Raw genomic sequence first — 21,992 nt, 5'->3', positions numbered from 1 at the left:
TTTATTCATAATTTTCTTCAAACGTCCAAATTTTTTGTCCATTATAATCTGTAACAAGGCCTTTATTTGTCTTCGCTACTGTTTCTGCCTCATTTTGATTATAATATATTCCAAATAAATTTCCACCCGCATATACAAAATATTGGTCCTGTGCTGCAGGCTTTATTATTGTATTTACTTCTGTTGATTTTTTGTATTTAATGGAAGCTTCCTCTACTTTTAATTCATTCTTTCCACTTAACTGGTTTACAAATGAAATTGCAAGTTCTTTAAGCTTTAATGTATCCGCAAAATAACTTGATTTTGTCTTTGTTTCTAATTTTTCAGTATTATCTATAAGTTGATCATCAGAAATAGCTTTGCCCTTCTTTTCTCTCTTCATGTTAATAATAGTGTCTGTTATTTCAACACCTGTAATAACTGTATTGTCAGAAGAATATGAAGTTATTTCGTTATAATCTTTGTCTATAATTTTTAAAGTATCTATACGCATACTGTCCGAAACATTCTCAGGTTTTGTTATACCATAGATAAGATTGTTTCCTGTATATCCACACGCTGACAGCTTTTCGCCATTTTCTCCTGTAAGTTTTTTCTCCTTACCTGTCGTCAAATCTATTACCGTAATACTATCACTATTCATTGTTGTCAAATCGGTATTATAAGCAATTGCTGTTTTTGACTGATTTATCGCATAAGAACCGTCAGGCATATTTTCAACAATTTTGCCACTTTCCTTTGTTCCTATATTAACATAATATAAACTGTTATCTAACATGAAATAAATTGTTCCATCGTTTACATAACATAATTTGTGAATCTGTTTGTCAATCATCTCTGCAGGCTGGCTAAATGGAATAAACAACAATTCTTTACTTTCATTACTTTCTTTATCATAATGAAATACTGAAATACCATTTTCTCCTAAATGTTCATTACTTGGACTGTATCCATAAACCAGGAAATTGGCATTGCCTTTATCATCTGTCTGAATCATTTTTGCCTTTGTCATTCTGTTTTCTGACACACTTTTGGCATCAAGTGCAAATAATTTTTTCATTCCATTTGATGTTAAATCCATTGTATAAACATCGCCATTAATTTCAAATCCAATGTACTGTCCATTTTCACTTTCAGCAACGTCTATTGTTTTCTGATTCTGGATTCCTAAATCTATAAAAGCTTTTCCAACATTGTTGTCATTTGCTTCCCATACCTGATTTATTTCTCTATTATAATTCAATACATAATTTTGTCCTGAAAAAGTCCATACAACTATTGTTTCTGATACGTTATATGTTTCTTCAACACCTTCTGCATTGCTTGCTTTCACTTGATATTCTAGTGTATATGTTCCTGCTTCTCCGCTGTCTTTGATGCAAAACTCTTTTGCTGAAACATTTATCTTTCCCTGAAGTTCAGGTTTCATTTCACTCCACTGCAACATTTTATAACTTGAAGATAATGTCGTATATCCCAAATCATCATTTTTCAAATCTTCATCAGGCTCTAAATATGTCGCAATATTTAATTCTGTATCCTGTCCTAATGTGCTACTGCTAAACTGCTTTGCAAACGCAATCTGTCCATCTACAAAACTGTCATTCATTACCATGACTCTTGTATAGTAGTATATATTTTCATTATTATTTGTTTCCAATGTTAAAACAAGCTGATATTCCTGTCCCGACTGTAAAATAGCACTGGCATTTATTTCATACAATGTAGTCTTTTCTGTATTTTCTGTCTGTTTTGCTTCCCCATTGTCTATTAATCGGGAATCTTCCGTGCTTCGCACTTCATACTTCATTCCGACAATTGTTCTGCCATTATTTATTATTTTTACAGGTATCACACGACTACTTTCCACCGGAACAATGTTGTCTCTTATATAGTTACTTCCTACTTCTGTTTTATATCCTAATATTGATGCTATCTTTTCTGAGCCATAATATGCATCTACTTCAGGAAGCAATTCGTGTTCATTTGTAGTATGATTATTCTTTGTATCCGATGATTTATCAAATACTTTACCTCTTGTAATACCAAAAACAGCAAGTGTAACCAGTAATATAACAATTACAATTGCTACAACATATCTTTTTTTCATTTTATGTCTCACTTTCCCATTCCAATATGCCGAAATTTTATTTGCTTAAATACGACTTCAGACGGGAAGCTATTTCTCCCCGCCTGTTTCGTATTCATAAGGCACTTCGCCCATTTATTTTTTATTTACAGCTTTTTTACCATTAGTGCTTTTTGCATGGCTTTTTCTTGCAGCTGCTACTTTTGGGAATTCAAATATAACTGATTCAAATGGATGTAATGGCATGTCCAAACTATATGGCATTCCGTCACATTCACCTTTTTTAGCTTTATATTTTACTTCCTTTGTTTCTCCTGCTTCTGTTGTGAGAAGTCGTTTGTAGGTGCCTGCTTTAGGAACTCCCACTCTGTAATCTTCTCTTGCTATAGGAGTAAAGTTTGTTACAAATCCTATTGCATTCTTATAATTTTCTTCTCCTGTCTTTCTTATAAAACTAAAGATACTTCTATCATTATCATTACAGTTTATCCATTCAAATGCATCGTATCCTTTTGTTTCAGTATACATTGCAGGATATTTTTTGTATAAATGTAATAGTTTTTTAACATATTCATGTAAATCTTTATGTTCAGGTTCTTCCAGTAAATACCAGTCAAGACTTCTTGCTTCTGACCATTCCTGAAGTTGTCCGAAATCCTGTCCCATAAACAATAATTTTCTACCCGGATGTCCAAACATAAATGTATATGCTGTCTTTAAGTTCTTAAACTTATCTGCAGGATATCCAGGCATCTTGTTTAACATTGAACATTTAAGATGAACTACTTCATCATGTGATAACACTAATATGAAGTTTTCACTAAATGCATATGTTAATCCAAATGTCATTTTATTGTGGTTAAATTTCTTGAAATATGGGTCTAATTTTACATATTCAAGGAAATCATGCATCCATCCCATGTTCCATTTATAAGAGAATCCAAGTCCACCGTCTTTAGGGTCCGCAGTTACCTTTGGCCATGCTGTCGATTCTTCTGCAATTATATATGCCTGTGGATTTCTCTGTTTCATAATACTGCTTAAGTGCTTAAAGAATTCTATTGCCTCTAAGTTCTTATTATCGCCGTATTTATTTGGAACCCATTGACCGTCCTGTCGTCCATAGTCTAAATATAACATTGATGCTACTGCATCTACTCTAAGGCCATCAACATGATATTTTTCCACCCAGAATAATGCATTTGCAATTAAGAAGTTAACTACTTCTGTCTTTGAGTAATCAAATATCTTTGTTCCCCAATCAGGGTGTTCTCCTTTTCTTGTGTCCGCATATTCATATAATGGAGTGCCGTCAAACATTGCAAGACCATGTGCATCTTTTGGAAAATGTGCCGGTACCCAGTCGAGTATAACACCAATTCCTGCCTTATGGAATTCATCAACTAAATGCATAAATTCTACAGGCTTACCGTATCTGGCTGTTGGAGCATAATATCCTACAACCTGATATCCCCATGAGCCATCAAACGGGTGTTCCAATACGCCCATTAATTCTACGTGTGTATAACCCATATCTTTTACATATGCTACAAGTTCTTTTGCTAATCTCTTGTAATCATAGAATCCGTCTTCGTCGTTTTCATCTACAAAGTCTTTTTTCCATGAACCCATATGTACTTCATATATTGACATCGGTTCTTCGTAGTGGTTTTCCTTTTTCTCATGCCATTTTTTATCTTTCCATGTATAGTCTTCAATATTAGCTACTTTAGATGCATTTCCAGGTCTCTTTTCTGACCAGAATCCATACGGATCAGATTTGTATAAGGTGTCACCATTCTTCGTTGAAATAACGTATTTATACATTTCACCTTCGCCCACACCCGGAATGAATAACTCCCAAATTCCTGAGTCATTTTCCATTTCCATATTGTGGTCAAATCCTATCCAATTGTTAAACTCACCTACTACGCTGACGTTAACAGCATTTGGTGCCCACACTGCAAAATACGTGCCCTTTACTCCGTCTATCTCCATTAAATGAGCACCTAGTTTGTTGTAGATTTCATAATGTGTACCTTGTCCAAACATATAACAATCGTCTTTTGTTATTATTTTTTTATATTCCATATGGGCCCTCCGTTCGTCTTATTTATACTCTGTTATAATTGATTAAACATCCTTTTAAGATTATTTCTCTTTCGTCATCTGTCATTTCTCCAAGCTTCAATGTTATTTTTTTCTTTTCCGTTCCGTTCATTACATAAGCTGTGATGTCAGACTTCTTTTCCTTAATTGCATTTGCAATATCAGGTACAAAGATGTAATCTCCTTTCGCAAATGGTAATTCCATATCTTCATAGATAAATGGAAGCATTCCCCAGTTGATAAGGTTTGAACGATATCTCTTTGTTGCATATTCATGCGCTATATTTGCCCATCCGCCTAATACTTTCTGACAGCTTGCTGCCTGTTCTCTTGCTGAACCATCTCCAGGCTTAACTGCATATATTGTACTTCCTATTCCAACTGTTTCTTTGTTTATATTCATTTCAGGGAAGGCTTCTTTTAAACCATTCCATACTTTTCCAAATTCATCTGAGTGTTCGCATGGGCATTTGCCTGAAACACGAATCTGTTCTGCCTTATGAACATCCTTTGCATTCTTAACATATTCAGGATCTTTTCTTGATAATGTAAATTCTGCCAATCCAAGAGGATTTGAACGATATGATGATGTTTCTCCTGAAGGAATTAATTCATCTGTTGTTGTTACAGGGTCATGAATTTCTGAAACTACCTTTAACAATAAATTATCTGTTAAAGCTTCCATTTTTGGCCAGTCCTTAATATTAGGTCCAAATTTAATTTCTGTATCAGGGTCTGCAACTCCGTGTGAATCAAATACTCTGTTAGCGTAAATTGAGCTGTCAAAGTGATATGTTCTTCCTTTATATTCAACATCCATATCTGTTGCTGCTGTAAGGTATCCCTTATTAGCTGCTGTTGCTGCAATTGAACGTGCATCCATAAGAGCAACTGATGAAATCTGTCCATTCTGTAACTTAGAACCTTCTCTGTTAGGGAAGTTTCTTGTAGAATGTCTGATACTAAATGCGTTGTTTGAAGGTGTATCTCCTGCTCCGAAACATGGTCCGCAGAATGCTGTCTTCATTACACCGCCGGCTTCCATAATGTCTGCTGCGCATCCATTTTTAATTAATTCCATATATACAGGCATTGATGCAGGATATACGCTTAACGTAAATTCATCTGAGCCAATGTTATTGCCTTTTAAGATATCAGCTGCTGCACAGATATTTTCAAATCCACCACCTGCACAACCTGCAATAATTCCCTGTTCTACATAGAATCTGCCATTTCTAATCTTATCCTGTAATGAGTATTCAACCTGTCCGTCTAATGATACTAATGCTTTCTGTTCAACATCGTGTAAAATGTCTGCAAGGTTAGCATTTAACTCATCAATTGTATATGTATTACTTGGGTGGAAAGGCATAGCTATCATTGGTTTAATCTTGTCTAATTCAACATATACCATTCCATCGTAATATGTTACTGCTCCAGGATTTAATTCTTTATAATCATCTACTCTTCCGTGAATGTCGTAGAATTCTTTAATCTTTTCATCTGTTCTCCAAATAGATGAAAGACATGTTGTTTCTGTTGTCATAACATCAACACCAATTCTGAAATCAGCACTTAAGTTGCTTACACCAGGTCCAACAAATTCCATTACTTTATTGTTTACATATCCATTAGCAAATACTTCACCAATAATTGCAAGAGCAACGTCCTGAGGTCCAACTCCCTTTGCAGGTGCTCCTGTCATATAGATACCGATTACACCCGGCATGTTAATGTCATATGTCTGAGATAATAACTGTTTGACTAATTCAGGTCCGCCTTCTCCCATTGCCATAGTTCCCAAAGCACCGTAACGTGTATGAGAATCTGAGCCTAAAATCATCTTTCCACCGCCTGCAAGCATTTCTCTTGCAAACTGATGAATTACTGCCTGATGAGGTGGTACATAAACTCCACCGTATTTCTTTGCACATGTAAGTCCAAACATGTGGTCATCTTCATTAATAGTTCCACCTACTGCACATAAACTGTTGTGACAGTTTGTAAGTACATATGGTATTGGGAATTTCTCTAATCCTGAAGCTCTTGCTGTCTGGATAATTCCTACGAATGTAATATCATGTGATGTCAGTTTATCAAATTTAATCTGGAGTTTTTCCATGTTTCCAGATGTATTATGGCTGTTTAAAATGTTATATGCCATTGTATTCTTAGCTGCTTCTTCTTTTGTTAAATAATTCTGGCCTAATTTTGATTTTAAAATTTCTTCAGAATCGTCCCCAACTTCAATTACTTCGTTACCGTTTAAAAGGTAAGCTCCACCTTTACTTAATGTAATCATTATCGTCCTCCTAAATGCCATTAAATATACATATCAATCTCAGAATGTATTTCAGTTTATTATACATTTTTTTAGCCTTTTATGCAATGCCGACGGACGTTTGTCTGCATTAATAATTGATGTTTTTAACCATAATAGACACATTTCTAATTCACGTCGAATTTCTTATATTGTAAATTAGCAGTTTTTGTTTTATATTACTTTCTAAAGGGGTGTCTAAATAGAGAGTTTGTCCTTTTATTTTGTGAGGTAAACTCTTGTTTTATAATACTTAGTTTCATCGTTTGGTTTATTTGTGACTAATTTATTCGAAACTAAACCTTTATTATGTATTTAGTTTTATGGAGGGTTTTTATGATTATTGCAATGGTTTGCGATTTCTTAGGTGAGGAAAACAATGGTACCACAATTTTTTGCTACAATTTAATTGAATGGTTAACAAGACACGGACATTCTGTAAATATTATTTGTCCGGATAAAGACAAGTCTGATATAAATTCATGTTTTATTGTTCCTCAAAAAAAGCATTTAACTAGTATTGAAAAGCGTTTTGCCAATCAGGGGCTTGTATTTGCGAAGCCAAAGCGTTCTGTTATTAGGAAGGCTGTTTTGGGAACAGATGGGGTTTTAATAATTACGCCATTTTCTCTTGGAAAATATGTTACAAAATACGCTTTGGAGCACCACATTCCTGTAATGGCGACTTTTCAATGTCAGGCAGATTCGCTTATTCGTCCTATTCGAATTGGTTCCAAAGATAAATATAAAAAGAAAATTTACAAACAATTTTATGAACAGGTATACAAATATTGTCAGGCTATACATTTTCCATCTGCGTTTTTATGCAGAGATTTTGAAAAATATATCGGATACACTCCTCATTATATTATTTCCTCGGGAATTAGTTCTGATTTTAGCAAAAAAGTATCATGCCACAGACCTGTAGACAGCAATTTTAGAATTATATATATTGCACGTTTATCTAAACACAAAAATCACAAAGTACTAATTAACGCTGTAAACATGAGTAAATATAAAAACAGAATTCAACTTATTTTTGCGGGTGATGGAGATTACAAATCTTCAATTGAGCGTGACGCCTGCGGACTTATAAATCAACCTATTATTCGTACATATTCAAGGCCTGAATTATTAGAAGTTATTGCGACTTGCGATTTATATGTTCATGCTGCAAACGAAGAAACTGAGGGCATTGCCTGCCTCGAAGCGGCCACATGCGGACTTGTTCCTATCATAAACGATTCACCTAATTCCGCCGCTCCTGCTTATGCAATAGATGAAAAAAACTTGTTTAATTATAACGATGCTGCTGACCTTGCTGAAAAGATAGATTATTGGCTCGACCATCCAAAAGAACGTAATGAAAGAAGTTTAGAATATCTTGATTTTACAAAAAAATACAGTTTAGCCGAATCCATGAGCGCAATGGAAAAGATGTTTAAGCTTGTAATTTATAAGCAGTGATTGCTTGTTTTTCAGCTGGATTTATGCCATAACGGAAGTGTTTTTGGATTGACTTAAGATTAAAAACAGAGGTGCATTGGCAATCGCCAATGCACCTCTGTTAATTAAGGAATTTTTACATCCCATTTTTTATTAAATTCAAACTATTGTAAATTCATTTCTAACTTAACAAATTTATTTCTAATTCGATTAAATTCAATTATTCCAAGTTATTATCTAGCTTTCTTCTTAGGAATCTTCTTGAACTCAATATAGCCTACATTCATTCCGGCCATTACATGTTCAAGTTCTAAGTTGTAGAAACCTTTGTCTAATTTTACTTTGCAAAGTTTCTGTGTAATCCATTTTCCATCTGTACCACTTGTCTGAATAACAACCATAACCTTGTCATTTGCATGAACATTTACTGTACACTGTGAAAGATTTGGAAGTGGTGATGAAATATGTACAATTATTGTGTACTCAGCATCTTCATCAATTTCAACTGTAGCATTATCTGTTCCTTCAAATTTAATCTTAGCATCATTTGCAAGTTTCTGAACTTCATATTTTGCATCTGATGCTGATTCGAAGTATTCAGCTACATTTGTATCTATTAATTCTCTTTCGATAACAGGTGCTACAAGTATAAATCTTAAGATGTTCATTGAAGCTCTCTGAAGTTCTCCAACTGTAAGTCTTCCTTCGATTATTGCTGCCTCTGTATTGTCACCATTTGAATTAATTTCTGCTCCATTGTTGTTTACTACCATGTAAGCATCATTCTGTGCGCGAACCATGTCTCTTGTATCCTGATTTGACTCTTTTCCTCCAGTTACAACGTCGTTCATTTTTGCCCACCAGTCAGTCATTACAAAACCTTTATATCCCCATTCTTTTCTAAGAATAGTTGTACATAAGTCATAATTTGAAGCTGCCCAATGTCCGTTGATCGGATTATATGATGTCATAATGGACATTACTGTTTTTTCCTTTACAGCCATTTCAAAGCTCTTCAAATAGATTTCTCTGATTGCTCTTTCTGAACATACAGCATCAATCTTAAATCTGTGTGATTCCTGACCATTTAATGCAAAATGCTTAATTGTTCCCCAGGCGCCACCATCTTTAATTCCGCCTGTTGAAGCAACTGACATTTTTCCTGAAAGGAAAGGATCTTCTGAAAAATATTCAAAATTTCTTCCGTTTAATGGATTACGACGAATATTTACACCAGGTCCAAGTAAAGTATCAACCTGATTTCTGTATAATTCCTGACCTTCCATTGTATATAATTCTCTAACAAGTTCTGTATTCCATGTTGCACTTAAAGCTGTTCCAATTGGAAGCTGTGTTGCTTTTCCTTCCATGCGAAGACCACTAGGACCATCTGCACAACATGCTGCCGGAATGCCGTAGTTAAATAAGCTATCACTCATTCCACCAAATGCTGATGCTGTTCCTCTTGTTACTCGTGGATTACTCATTCCTTCACCACGAATGATTATAGCCATTTCTTCAATAGACAACTGAGCAACAAATTTTTCTAATGTTGCTTTACCGTCACGAACATCCTGAAGTGTAATTCCCATATCTCCTGTTATTGGCATGTCCATTGGAAGATTGTCTGAAATTCTTTTAGCCATGTCAACTGTCTGAGTTGAAACAGGTACATATGTAACTTCATAAGTTCCGTCAGCATTTTTCTTACCAGGCTTCATAATATTTATAGCCTCTGTAGGAGCCATTGCTTCCTGAAGTTCTTCAACTAGAACAAGTTCTTCCTCATTGTATGTATTAATCTTTGTAAGATTCTTAACGCTGTTACCAACATAAATATTATATTCGCCTGCTTCTAAAACATAGCATGATTTGTGTCCTGTAACACCTGAATCATCGTAAGAAGCCATATCTGAAATCTTAAATTCTAATGTCAATTCCTGACTTTCGCCCGGTGCAAGTTTCTTTGTCTTTGCAAATGCAATAAGTTCTCTTGCAGGTTTTCCAAGTTCACCCTGAGGTGCTTCATAATATACCTGAACAACTTCTTTTCCTGCAAATTTGTCACCTGTATTTGTAACCTTAACATTCAATTCGATTGAATCTGTCTTTTCTTTTACAGTCTGTGTTTCAATATCAAATGTTGTATAAGATAATCCATAACCAAATTCAAACTGAACTTTGTCCGGTGCAAATGTTTCAAAATATCTGTATCCGATATAAATATCTTCTTCATAAAGATTCTTAAATTCATTACCAAAATTCTTTGTTGATGGATAATCCTCAATACTGTATGCTATTGTATCTGCAAGCTTACCACTTGGTGTTTCAGCACCTGAAAGTACATCAACTACTGCTGTTCCACCTTCCATACCTCCTTGCCATACAATAATTACTGACTTAATGCTTCCGTTATATTCTTCGTCATTAATCCAACTCAAATCAATAATATTTGACACATTTAAAACGATACATACATTATCAAATGCTTTTGTTATATTTCTAAGATTTTCTTTTTCTTCATCTGTTAAAATATAACTTCCCTGCCAAATTGCGTTATCCTTATCTTCTCCGGCAGTTCTACCTATAATGTATAACGCCTTGTTAGTCTTTGCTGCCTGTTCCTTAGCAAATGCTTCATCGATAGGCATATCCTTCTGGAACCATGGTTCACATGCCCATCCACCACCACCATTATCAAATGGGTGGTCTTTTAACCAATTCTTATACTTTTCAACTAATGTTTCATCAATGTTAAGATTGCTGTTTTCAAATCCGTCTAAGATGTTAGTAGCATATTCAACATTAACCGCACCACCTGAACCTGTACCACTTCTATAATATTCAATCTGTGGTCGACCAAATACTGAAATCTTATCTTCCTGTGTAAGTGGTAACATTCCGCCTTCGTTCTTTAACAATACAATACCTTCTGTGGCAGCCTCTTTACTCTTCTGAGCAAATCCCTCTACCGGCACTCCAAACATATTTGTGCTCATTACAATTCCTCCCGAAATCACATACTATTGTTGTTTTTAACTATAACATACTGAATTTATAATTGCTATATTCCGGCAATATAAAAATGTTTTTATTTATTATAGACTTTTAATTAATTTTTTTGCTACTTTCCTTTATTTATCGGCATTTCAAATTATAAAACAGTTCAATCATCTTTAAATTGAAACGTTTTTATTTTTAGTTGGATACATTGTTATTTTTTTATCAATTTATAAGGGAGATTTCCCTCTTAATAAGTCATATAAATTAAAACATTCTTCTCATATTGTTTAGGTCAAATAAGAGAAGAAATTTCGGTCATATTAATAAAAAACAAAGTTTAGCATTGGTGCAAATTTAAAAATTTTCAGCCATATTAGTAAATAACAATTTTAGCATTTGGGTAAACTTAATTAAGCCAGTCAATAAAAAAGTTCCAACCATGTTAATATATAACAATTTTAGCATTTTGGTGCAAATCAAAAAGCTCCAACCATGTCGGAAATATTTTATTACCAACATGACTGGAGCTATTATTTAAATTCGTACAACGCCTTTTATACTAATTATTTATATTTACCTAACGGCTTTCTCTTACTAATTTTCTATATTTCTTTCCCTGTCCTTTAGCGCATTTAATAACAATTTTTGAATTAGCATTCTTAAATGCACCTTTCTTAATTTTTTTCAATTTCTTACCTTTAATAACTAAAGTTTTAAGATTTTTGCATCCTTTGAAAGAATTCTTTCCGATAACTCTTACATTTTTTCCAACTACAACACTTCTTATGTTCTTGTTGTTTTTAAATGCGTTTGGTGCAATCGCTGTAACTTTATAGTTAACATTATTATAATTAATTGATGCAGGAACTTTTACATTCTTCGCCTTTTTATTTATATTTCCTAAAAATGTTACTGTAGGATTCTTTGAATTTGCAGCTGATGTAGCTTTATACTTTTTACCTTTTACAATAATAAGTGTGTTTTGCAAATCATTGTTTGTTGTATTGTTTGCATTGTTATTAGTCACATTATTTTTTCCGTCGTTATTTGCTGGATTTTCAACTGGCGGCTGACCATTTTCTTTAAGGTTAAAATCAAATTTAACAGCTATAACTGTATCCGGTTTCACCTCTACACTTTCTCCATCAGTTTCAGCCGGGCATGAATAATTAAAATTTCCATCAACCTTATAATCTCTATAACCTTTTTCACCTGTCAAATCAGAATTAACCGTTACATCAAATTTAATTCCTTCTTCTTTTAACTTTTCCTGTAAAGGATTATATTTAATTTCGTTATTATCTTCATCAGTTTTTGTAACTGTTGTAGCTATATCTTTAATATCTTGTGCAAATTTATTGAGGCTTTCAATCATATTGTCTGAAATATATTTCTCTGCTTCTACAGGCATTGTTAATATTTCATCAAATCCCGGAAGAGCTTTTAACTGACCGAATACCAAATCAACTATAGTTTTTGAATTTGAAGATAAGGCATCTGCAATAGCCAATACAATTTCTGATGCCTGCTCATCTGTAACTTTAAAAGTTGTCTTCGTTCCATTTGTTGTTTCAAATTTAGCAAATGCAGAATCTGCTGTGTTCAGCACTAATTTTGCAAGATTCATTACTGTATTAACAACCTGTTCACCTGTTAATGCAAAGTTAGCTTCTTTTGCTTCCTCTCCATATTTTAAGTCAATTACTTTTCCTAATTCATCCTGTTCAAATAATTTATTATCAATGTCTTTCTGTTCAACAACTTCCACTCCGATAATAGGATAATATTTTCCACATTTATCCTTTAACATATTATTAATTTCTGCAACAGAATCTAATTCAATTGATTTTAACGCCGGAATTTCGAGTGCTTCACACACTTTGCTTGTTGTCATGCCACAATATTCTGACATGAATTTAACAAATGAATCTAAATCAATTTTTACATTTCCATTATTATATTCAATTTTTGTGAGTTTCATCTCTTTTCCGTTTGCAATATTTCCTGCCAATTCAACTGAAAACTGAGTTGTAGTTACTATTTCTGTTGAAACTTTAGCATTAATTGTAAATCTGTCGGTGTACTTATATGTATCTTCTTTTTCATCATAGCTTTCAAGCAATCCTAGTTTTTGTGAATGATCATCCCATGCTGCCCTATATGCCGTTCTTCCATCCTCACCTTTTGTATCATCGTCATTTCTGTGAGCCTCACGGTATACACTATACAAAATCTCATTGATTTTCTCCGACACTTCGTCCCCCGCAATATCAATACCCACATTTCCACTGCCTGTAGCATTACTTACGTCCATCATTGATACTGCTTTACTAAATGTCGTATTTGTTGCAGCCGGAGTCTGAACTCCTGCCATAGAAACCGTCATAACTCCTGCGAGAGTCATGGCTGCCACTTGTTTAAAATTTCTCATATTTCCTCCTTTTAGTCTCTGATTTTTTTCATGCGTCACTATAATTATTTATTTTTCTACGCACTACTCTTTCATTTTATTCATGTTACTTTTAAATTATACCATTAAAATTATCATATTAATTTGTAACATTTCGCCTTATTTAGACTTTTAAGGAGATATGAAATAAAAAAAACCTTATCTATATAAATACCTTTATAAGACAAAAAAAGACTTTCCACATGGAAAGTCTTTTTATATAACCTTATTCTACTGTGTAAGGCATTAAAGCAACGTGTCTTGCTCTCTTGATTGCTACTGTAAGAGCTCTCTGGTGCTTAGCGCAGTTTCCAGTAATTCTTCTAGGAAGAATTTTTCCTCTTTCAGATACATATCTCTTTAATTTGTTTGTGTCTTTATAATCAATTACGTTGTTTTCACTAGCACAAAATACGCAAACTTTTTTTCTTCTACGACCGCCTCTTCTTCTCATTGGAGAATCAGGTCTTTCACTCTTATTAAATGCCATAGTTTTGACCTCCTATAATACTAATTAACTATGTTTATGTTAATCGTCTAATCTCTAAAAGTTAAATGGTAATCCTACATCTTCAACACCATCAGGGATATTCATAAATCCATCTCCGGCTGGAGCTGTTGGAGCTGACTGTGCCTGTGGCTGGAAACCACCTTCATTATTAGAAGCACTTGCTTTGCTTTCAGCAAATTCCTGATTTTCTACTACAACTTCTGTTGTGTAAACTTTATTACCATCTTTGTTTGTATAGCTTCCTGTCTGAATACGACCTTCTGCTACAATCTTAGTTCCCTGATGTAAGTACTTTTCAGCGAATTCTCCATTTCTTCCAAATGCTACGCAAGAAATGAAATCTGCTGTCTGCTGGTCGTTGTCTCTTCTAAATCTACGATCAACTGCTAATGTATATCTGGCAATTGCCATTGGGCTATCGCCCTGTGAATATCTTACGTCAGGATCACGGGTTAATCTACCCATAAGAATAACTTTATTCATATTATACCTCTTTATGTTTCAAAAACCTATGCCTCAACCTTTACGCACAAATATCTGATAACATTTTCCATAATACGAATCTGATCTTCTATTTCGTTAGGACAATCTGTGTTATCAGTGTCGAAGTGAATGAAGTAATAATAAGCTTCTGACATCTTCTGAATTTCGTAAGCTAATTTCTTCTTACCCCATTCTTCTACGTCAGTAATTGTTCCACCAAAACGTGTTACAAGGTTGCTTACCTTTTCGATTTCAGCGGCTCTTTCTTCTTCTTCGAGTTTTGCACTAACAACAACTACTAATTCATACTTGTTCATGCTTTCTTACCTCCTTTTGGTCTCTGGCCTCCCTATTTCATTTAGGAAAGCAAGGAAAATTAATATATATCACGAATTGACATTTTATCATAATTCAAGAGCAAATGCAAGAAAATTTTATTCTAAATTTAACTTTTTACTTAATATGTAATAAGTTGCTATATAACTTGCAATCGAAACCACAATTGATAAAACTATACCAAATATAAATATCTGATTTGCAAATGCACTAATATCGTAACTATTACCTAAACTATGCATACATATAACCAAAAATACTGATGATACAACTTGATTTATTATGTAATATCCAATGTAAGCTAATATTGCACCAACTACTCTGTGCTTAGTATAAAGCTGTCCGATGCTTAAGCATGCATACATAAGTATTGGCATACCTATTACTGTCACTATTGCTGCAATTATGCCTTCAGCAACATATCCCCATGCACCTAATTGAGTTAATTTCTGCACACTATAAGATATACCTCTTGCATAATCGATATCTTTACTATAAGTTACTACAAAAATCGAAACTCCAGTCAATACTACTGTTGCTATAACCCATGTAATACAAACTATCATTTTACTTGCAATGTGCTGTCCTACTGTAGCCGGAAGTGTAAATGTTAAATATCCTTCATCTTTAAGCATATTAAAATAAAATCTTCTTAACATTAATACAACAGTTGCTACTGCGATTGCTATAATAGCTATGACATAACTTGCCATTATGATTCCAAACAATATATCAACTACTCTCAACTGTACATCTGATGTGTCCTCAATTATGAGCATAATTTTATTACCAATTGTAAGCAACGCCAAAACTATATATAATCCTATAAAATATCTTGAAGTTGCTTTATATTCATATTTTAATAATTTTCCTAACATTTAAATACCTCCCTGAAAAGTTCATCTACTGACTTTCCTTCCTCTTCTCTTATCTCATCAACTGTCTTATGCATAACTAAATGTCCATTCTTAATCATGACAACCTCATCTAATATCTGCTCAACATCTGAAATCAAATGTGTTGAAATAATAACAGAAGCTTCCGGATTGTAATTAGTTATAATTGTGTTAAGTATATAATCTCTCGCAGCCGGATCAACACCTCCAATCGGTTCATCAAGGAAATATAATTGAGCCTTTCTACTCATAACCAAAATAAGCTGAACCTTTTCCTTTGTTCCCTTAGACATGGTTTTCAACTTATCATTAATGTTAATATTAAGTCTTTCAAACATCTTATAAGCACACTGAGCATCAAAGTCTTCATAAAAATCGTCAAAGAATCCTACCATTTCTTTAACTTTCATCCAATCATTCAAATATGTTCTCTCAGGTAGATATGAAACTATGCTCTTTGTTTCAACTCCTACTTTCTTTCCATCAATTAATATCTCACCTTTAGTCGGTGTAAGTAAACCGTTAGACATCTTTATAAGTGTTGTCTTTCCACTTCCATTAGGTCCTAAAAGGCCAATTATCTTTCCTCTTTCAATAGAAAGATTAAGATTCTCTACTGCAGTAAAAGCTCCATATTTTTTAGTCAAATCTTTACATTCAAATATTATGCTCATTATTTTCCCTCCTCTATAATTTTCACAATCTGTTCTTTGCTAAACCCCAATTGTTCCATCTTCTCAATGTATTTATGTGTTAATTCTATTGCTGTACTCTTCTTAGATTCCATAATTACTCCCACATTATCTGTTACTGTTCTACCAGTCGTTCTATTAGTTACTACATATCCTTCTCTCTCAAGTTCCGCCATCGCTCTCTGCATCGTATTAGGATTAACTGCTGCTTCTGTAGCTAATTCCCTTACTGACGGAAGCCTGCTTCCAGGCGGATATTCTCCCACAATTATGCGTTCCTTAATCTGCTCTAATATTTGAGCATATATTGGTCTGTCACTCTCAAATTTCCAAGGCATCTCTCTCATCTCCTTATATAACGCAAATTAATATATTGTATATTTGTATTAGTTACTTAATACAAATATACAATATATATTTATAATGTCAACTATTTCTTTTAAATGATTTTCTTAATATTTTATTAACTACATGGTGGGATTAGTATTCTTTTTTATTTTGGAAAAAATAAAAAGACATTCCATTGCTGAAATATCTTCTTATTTTATGATAATTATTCAAATTATAATTTACATTATTTAACCAATTTCCTACTCATTCCCCAAGTACTTTTTTACACTTTTCTCAAATGTTTTTCTAGGTAGCATTACTATATGATTGCAGCCTAGACATTTTATTTTAAAATCGGCACCAACGCGAATTATTTCCCATTCGTTTGTTCCGCAAGGATGACCTTTTTTCAATACAACTTTATCGCCTAATTTGTAATCCATTTTAATCGCCTCCCTGTTTTTTAATTTATTAAATTTGTTAAACAGTCTTAGAATATAATCTTATATTCTTAAAATTCGTGAATTTCAAATTTTTAGAATGTGTTATATTTATTCTCCCTGAGCTTTCCATTTAACAATTGTCTTTATATTCTGGCTGTCATATTTTGCATTATCCAAGCCATTTTCCTGACTTTCACCATCTGTAGTGCTCTGACTTTCGTCCGCATTTTTCTTGCCATCTTTCTTATCTTCTTCATAATAAATTGTTATCTGTGCGCCCGGCTTGATGAAAATAAGGCTTTCATCTTCAGCAAACAATTCTTTATATACATTGTTATTTTCATCAGAAATATATACATAAGTTTCACCGTCTGTTGTAATGTACTCAATATCAGTAACCTGTATATTTACATTTGGCAAATCATTGTTCATGTCATCGATTGCCTGCTTGTTGCCTAAATTATTTTCCTTCATAAGTTTATTATAAGAAGAAAGCGTATCTCTTTGCGTTGTTCCAGTCGCAACAATGCTGTATTTTTTTACATTTACAAGGGCATACTGTTTTACGAGGTTGCTCTTGTCCTTCAAAACCATGAAATATGTTGGCTCGCCACCTATATTTATGATTGCAGGGAATGAAGCCTTGTATCCTAAATTCTGGACCTGGCCTTCTGCTGCGTCCATTGCTGAAAATTCTTCTGCACCTGCTGCCTTGAAGTATCTTGTTTCTCCGGTTCTTGCATTTATCATTACAAATCCAATATTAGATGAATCGTCAATAACAGAAGTTACGCCTGTGTAAATCCATACGTCATCATCCATTACCTTGTAGCCATAATCCTCTGTTGTTATTTTACAATCCTTCTGACCTATTATGCTATTGATGAATCCGTCTGACAAAGTTCCATACCAGTCGAATTTTCTCGTTGCCAAATCACCATCATAAACTCTGTCTACCCACTGTGGCACATTTTTTACATCATAATATTTGCTTTTGCCTGTGCAAGGGTCAAATATGACAACGCCTTTTACGTCTTTACCACCAAACAAGCCTATCTTTGCAGTTAATGTTGGGCAAATATAATATGGATTTCCATCATTATCTAATTCAAAATAATATCCTTCAAAAATTGCTGTAGGATATTCAAATCTAAGTTTTCTTTGTAATTTATCATTAAATCGTGCTGAAGAAGTATACTTAATTGGTTTGTCTAATTTTATATATTCTGCTTCAAATTCCACAGGGTCTACCAAAATATATCCCGGTATACCATTTTTTCTGTTGTTAAACCATTTGAAAAAATCTGCATACTCTAGCGTTGCTACTTTCTTTGGCTGGCCATTGTAATCTATCTGATTGTAATCCTGATTAATTACATACTGACTTACAAGGTCTGATAATGAGCCAATTGCTCTTTCGCCGACAACTCTTGCACTCTTTGTATCCATAAGCGCAATATCATTGACTGTGTCTGTCTGGGCGATTTCATCTTCAAATTTGCATTCTTTCACTTTGATAAGACTTGAATATCTTGAAGCGTTAAATATTTCTAAAGATGTTAATCCGCCAATCACTACCACAACCACGCCAATTGTGATAACAGCCGTTACAATTTTTGATACTATTGTTACACTTAGCTGCTCAATATTATTTTCCTTACTGCAAAAAAATGTTGCAATCAAAAACAATAGTACAAAGAATCCCTGAAAAATCCAGCTTCCTATATCATGTATGTTAAGTGGCGGTAACAAAATGTAGAACGCAATAAATTCTAATATTGCTACTACTATTAGTGCTATAATCGTTTTTGCAACCGATGTTTTTTCAGTATAATTTTTCAACATTAAATATTCCTCCATATATATAAACCTTCAGTAAATAAATTATTCCTGTATTTTATTTATTCTTTATTACAATAAACTATTCTTATCATTTACATTAGATCTTCGTTGTAATGAGCTCTTCCTCCTCCGATAAATTTCGCTCTGCTTCGTGCAGCAATTACCCTTGCCTGACCTATTATATTATTTTCCATTTTAACAGGTACAGCCACTTTCTTTATGTGCATTCCTATTAAAGTTCCACCGATATCAATCCCTGCATTTGCCTGAATTTCTTCTATAGCTATAGGATCTTTAAATGTGTTATATGCTGTAGTTCCAAATGAGCCACCTGCTTTTGGCTGCGGTACAACATTTACTTCATATGCATTTGGCACAGCCTCACGCTCTACTATAATCGCCCTGTTCAAATGTTCACAGCACTGTGCAGCAAGATAGATTCCTCTTTCCTGAGTGACCTTATAAATTCCTTCAAAAACTGCTTCAGCTACCTGAAGATTTGAGTTTGTTCCTATTTTATCTCCACAAACTTCACTTGATGAACAACCTACTACTAAGATTTGTCCTTTTTTTAATTTACCTGCATCACATATTTCATTGGCAACATTTTCTGCCTGTTTTCTAATTTCCTCGTACATAAAAATCGCCTCCTGTTTTCTACGAGTGATTGTACTCCTTTATTATATAAAAAATCAAGGAGTTACCGCAACTAAAATTACAGCAACTCCTTTTATATTTATTATTAGCTTAATAATTTGTTATTTAGTTAACTTTTAATACGCTCTTAAATGCATTGCTTGCGTTTAAAACTTCAACTAATACAAGTCCTAATACAAGGCATGTAATTCCCTGAACTCCATTACTTGGAATTGAAGCTGCTGCTGTCATTCCGTATCCTAAAAGTGTGCTTTCATATAAGAAGTAACCGAATACCATTACTAACTCAGCTACTACTGCACTAACTGCAAATGCCAAATGCTTATTTGCCTTTGCAATTATCTTAAATAAAAGAACTGCTACAATACCCATAAGTGCTTTAATAATAAATGTTCCAGGTACATATGTTGTGTATCCTGCAATTAAATCAGCAAGTGCCGGTCCTAATCCTGCTGCGGCTGCTGCAAAGAAAAGATTTTCATCTACTAATTTGCCTTTTTTGTTGCCTACATAAAATGTTCCTAATACCCATGCTGCTAATAAAACTACTGTATCACCAATGTTAACATATCCTGATGTTCCAATAGTAGGGATTCTGATAATCATTGTTGCTACGCATCCAAGTGCAGCAAACATTGCAGCTAAAACTAACTTAACAATTTTTTCAGTTGAATTGTTCATAATTTTCCTCCTGTTTTAATCAGAAATCTGTAAATCCATCAAGCATATATGAACGTCTTTGCTTTATTTCTGACCTTTTTCTTTTAATATAATTCTTATTTAAACAATTTTATCAATATATGGTATTAGATAAATAGTCAGTTTTTATGTAATTGACAATACCAGTTAGTTGTATTACACACATGGCTTTGCCATGTGTAACCCCCTCAAATCGGCTTTGCTTCTTCATCTTGTATTTTGTTATACACTTGGCTTCGCCATGTTTAAACACCTCAAATCCGCTTCGCTTCTTCGTCTTGTATTTTGTTATACACTTGGCTTCGCCATGTTTTAACACCTCAAATCGGCTTCGTTTCTTCGTCTTGTATTTTGTTATACACTTGGCTTCGCCATGTTTAAACACCTCAAATCCGCTTCGCTTCTTTTCGGTGATTAAACATTCGCCAAATACTTTTAGTTTTTTTTGCAAGCAAAAAGCTAAAAGTATTTGGCTCATTGTGTATAACAAAAAAAGAAATCTTATTGCTAAGATTTCTTTAAATAGAGAGGCGACAACCAGATTTGAACTGGTGATAGCGGTGTTGCAGACCGATGCCTTACCACTTGGCTATGTCGCCATAAAATATAGAACTATTACATTATAGCAACTGTTCTTTTTTCAGTCAAGAATAATTTCTTGAATGACTCCAAGGGGATTTGAACCCCTGTTACCGCCGTGAAAGGGCGGTGTCTTAACCGCTTGACCATGGAGCCTTAGTGGATTTTTCCAATCCACTTTTTACAGCTTTTTTAATTTATCAAATAGTATCGTGTTTGTCAACAATTATTTTCAATATTTGTATTATTTTAAATATTTTTAATATTTATTTTCTATATTATTCTCATTTGTTCACGACGCTTACTGATATTTTTATCATTTCCATAAATATTTATCCGCAATATCTACTGATATTCTTCTCATTTTCATAAATATTATGCAAGAAGATTGAGGTTATTTAAAAACATCTGAATTGCATTATTGTCGTATATCAGACTTAAAAATACGCTATTTCCAATTGCATCGCATGCCTGCTGTCCCCAACTTGTTGCACTAAATGCTGTAATTATTATACATGCAATCCAAAGTACAAAGACTGCTTCTATAAGTCCGATAACAGCTCCGCCTCCTTTATTTAACATATTTATTCCCGGAAGCTTTGATATTATATCAAGCAAATGAACCACCAGCTGAACCAGCAGCGTCAAAACAACAAATAGCAAAATAAATGTAGATGCATTTAACACAGAATCTATCAAATATTCTGCTACATACTGGCTAAAATTTTCTACACCTAATTCTATGTAGCCATCAGCATTATTATTCTTAATTAACGATTCCTTTACACTTTTTGGCAACGGTAAACTGTTAATTGTATTTTTCTGAGCTGTTTCTCCGGTCTGGGAAATGCTGTCTGATACATCTACTATTTTTTCATCCACATATTGTGTAACCTGCTTTGAAATTGCATCATACACCGGAGTTGTTTCTATAAAATCTTTCGTAATTGGTGTTAATATCTGAACTAAAATTAAAACTATTAACATCGATGCCAACGAAAATATCATCTTTATCATTCCTCTATGTTGCCCAATAAATATCATAAGTGCGATAAATACTATTACTGCAACTGTTAATATTGTTTCCATTTTTCCTCCATTTATTTTC

18 protein-coding genes and 2 tRNA genes are annotated in these 21,992 nt (G+C 33.6%); 1 reads left to right on the top strand and 19 read right to left on the bottom strand.

The window, feature by feature from the left end:
- Position 1: 1 nt before the first annotated feature.
- From DWX29_RS10865 to DWX29_RS10855, 3 genes are all read right to left on the bottom strand, one after another.
- Complete coding sequence (locus DWX29_RS10865; protein WP_022089199.1) at positions 2 to 2,110, bottom strand: hypothetical protein; 2,109 nt, start codon at positions 2,108 to 2,110, stop codon at positions 2 to 4.
- A gap of 114 nt (positions 2,111 to 2,224) precedes the next feature.
- Entirely contained in the window at positions 2,225 to 4,180 is a 1,956-nt protein-coding gene (gene glgB, locus DWX29_RS10860; RefSeq protein ID WP_118565842.1) for a 1,4-alpha-glucan branching protein GlgB, read from the bottom strand.
- A gap of 22 nt (positions 4,181 to 4,202) precedes the next feature.
- Positions 4,203 to 6,500: a hydratase gene (locus tag DWX29_RS10855; RefSeq protein WP_118565841.1), complete on the bottom strand. Its 2,298-nt coding sequence runs from the start codon at positions 6,498 to 6,500 to the stop codon at positions 4,203 to 4,205.
- A 354-nt stretch (positions 6,501 to 6,854) separates the two neighbouring features.
- Between DWX29_RS10855 and DWX29_RS10850 the strand changes: the two genes are divergently transcribed.
- Positions 6,855 to 7,985, top strand: coding sequence for a glycosyltransferase (locus tag DWX29_RS10850; RefSeq protein ID WP_158562712.1), 1,131 nt, complete (start codon positions 6,855 to 6,857; stop codon positions 7,983 to 7,985).
- A gap of 212 nt (positions 7,986 to 8,197) precedes the next feature.
- Here the strand turns inward: DWX29_RS10850 and DWX29_RS10845 are convergent, their stop codons facing one another.
- The 16 genes from DWX29_RS10845 to DWX29_RS10770 all read right to left on the bottom strand — a co-directional run bounded on the left by DWX29_RS10845 (position 8,198) and on the right by DWX29_RS10770 (position 21,973).
- Complete coding sequence (locus tag DWX29_RS10845; RefSeq protein WP_118565840.1) at positions 8,198 to 10,963, bottom strand: glycoside hydrolase family 3 protein; 2,766 nt, start codon at positions 10,961 to 10,963, stop codon at positions 8,198 to 8,200.
- Positions 10,964 to 11,544: 581 nt separating this feature from the next.
- Positions 11,545 to 13,398 carry a leucine-rich repeat protein gene (locus DWX29_RS10840; RefSeq protein WP_117910631.1) on the bottom strand — a complete coding sequence of 618 codons (1,854 nt, stop codon included), beginning with the start codon at positions 13,396 to 13,398 and terminating at the stop codon, positions 11,545 to 11,547.
- A gap of 244 nt (positions 13,399 to 13,642) precedes the next feature.
- Positions 13,643 to 13,906 carry a 30S ribosomal protein S18 gene (gene rpsR / locus DWX29_RS10835; RefSeq protein WP_022089193.1) on the bottom strand — a complete coding sequence of 88 codons (264 nt, stop codon included), beginning with the start codon at positions 13,904 to 13,906 and terminating at the stop codon, positions 13,643 to 13,645.
- Between the two features lie 54 nt (positions 13,907 to 13,960).
- Positions 13,961 to 14,410: a single-stranded DNA-binding protein gene (locus tag DWX29_RS10830; protein ID WP_117910632.1), complete on the bottom strand. Its 450-nt coding sequence runs from the start codon at positions 14,408 to 14,410 to the stop codon at positions 13,961 to 13,963.
- A gap of 26 nt (positions 14,411 to 14,436) precedes the next feature.
- Positions 14,437 to 14,727, bottom strand: a complete 291-nt coding sequence (gene rpsF / locus DWX29_RS10825) for a 30S ribosomal protein S6 (protein WP_022089191.1) — start codon at positions 14,725 to 14,727, stop codon at positions 14,437 to 14,439.
- Positions 14,728 to 14,844: 117 nt separating this feature from the next.
- A complete protein-coding gene (locus tag DWX29_RS10820) occupies positions 14,845 to 15,624 on the bottom strand; it encodes a hypothetical protein (protein WP_117910633.1) in 780 nt (259 codons plus the stop codon).
- A complete protein-coding gene (locus DWX29_RS10815) occupies positions 15,618 to 16,316 on the bottom strand; it encodes an ABC transporter ATP-binding protein (RefSeq protein WP_117910634.1) in 699 nt (232 codons plus the stop codon). Before DWX29_RS10815 ends, DWX29_RS10820 begins: the two co-directional genes overlap by 7 nt.
- Positions 16,316 to 16,672: a GntR family transcriptional regulator gene (locus DWX29_RS10810; RefSeq protein WP_117910635.1), complete on the bottom strand. Its 357-nt coding sequence runs from the start codon at positions 16,670 to 16,672 to the stop codon at positions 16,316 to 16,318. Before DWX29_RS10810 ends, DWX29_RS10815 begins: the two co-directional genes overlap by 1 nt.
- Before the next feature lie 252 nt (positions 16,673 to 16,924).
- Entirely contained in the window at positions 16,925 to 17,113 is a 189-nt protein-coding gene (locus DWX29_RS10805; RefSeq protein WP_117910636.1) for a DUF951 domain-containing protein, read from the bottom strand.
- 102 nt (positions 17,114 to 17,215) lie between these two features.
- Positions 17,216 to 18,952, bottom strand: coding sequence for a hypothetical protein (locus DWX29_RS10800; protein WP_118565839.1), 1,737 nt, complete (start codon positions 18,950 to 18,952; stop codon positions 17,216 to 17,218).
- 89 nt (positions 18,953 to 19,041) lie between these two features.
- A complete protein-coding gene (locus DWX29_RS10795; protein ID WP_022089185.1) occupies positions 19,042 to 19,587 on the bottom strand; it encodes a TIGR01440 family protein in 546 nt (181 codons plus the stop codon).
- 124 nt (positions 19,588 to 19,711) lie between these two features.
- Positions 19,712 to 20,287 carry an ECF transporter S component gene (locus DWX29_RS10790; RefSeq protein WP_117910638.1) on the bottom strand — a complete coding sequence of 192 codons (576 nt, stop codon included), beginning with the start codon at positions 20,285 to 20,287 and terminating at the stop codon, positions 19,712 to 19,714.
- 112 nt (positions 20,288 to 20,399) lie between these two features.
- The gene (locus DWX29_RS10785; protein ID WP_147365052.1) at positions 20,400 to 20,783 is read right to left on the bottom strand and encodes a hypothetical protein; all 384 of its coding nucleotides are present in this window, start codon (positions 20,781 to 20,783) and stop codon (positions 20,400 to 20,402) included.
- 50 nt (positions 20,784 to 20,833) lie between these two features.
- Positions 20,834 to 20,904, bottom strand: a tRNA-Cys gene (locus DWX29_RS10780).
- A 64-nt stretch (positions 20,905 to 20,968) separates the two neighbouring features.
- Positions 20,969 to 21,040 (bottom strand) — tRNA-Glu (locus DWX29_RS10775).
- Positions 21,041 to 21,259: 219 nt separating this feature from the next.
- Entirely contained in the window at positions 21,260 to 21,973 is a 714-nt protein-coding gene (locus tag DWX29_RS10770; RefSeq protein WP_022089183.1) for a CvpA family protein, read from the bottom strand.
- Positions 21,974 to 21,992 lie beyond the last annotated feature (19 nt).

Source organism: Eubacterium sp. AF19-12LB (genome assembly GCF_003479125.1).
Taxonomy (GTDB): Bacteria; Bacillota; Clostridia; order Lachnospirales; family Lachnospiraceae; genus Eubacterium_U; species Eubacterium_U album.
The sequence above is the reverse complement of the archived record's forward strand: the minus strand, read 5'-3'. Positions and strand labels throughout refer to the sequence as shown.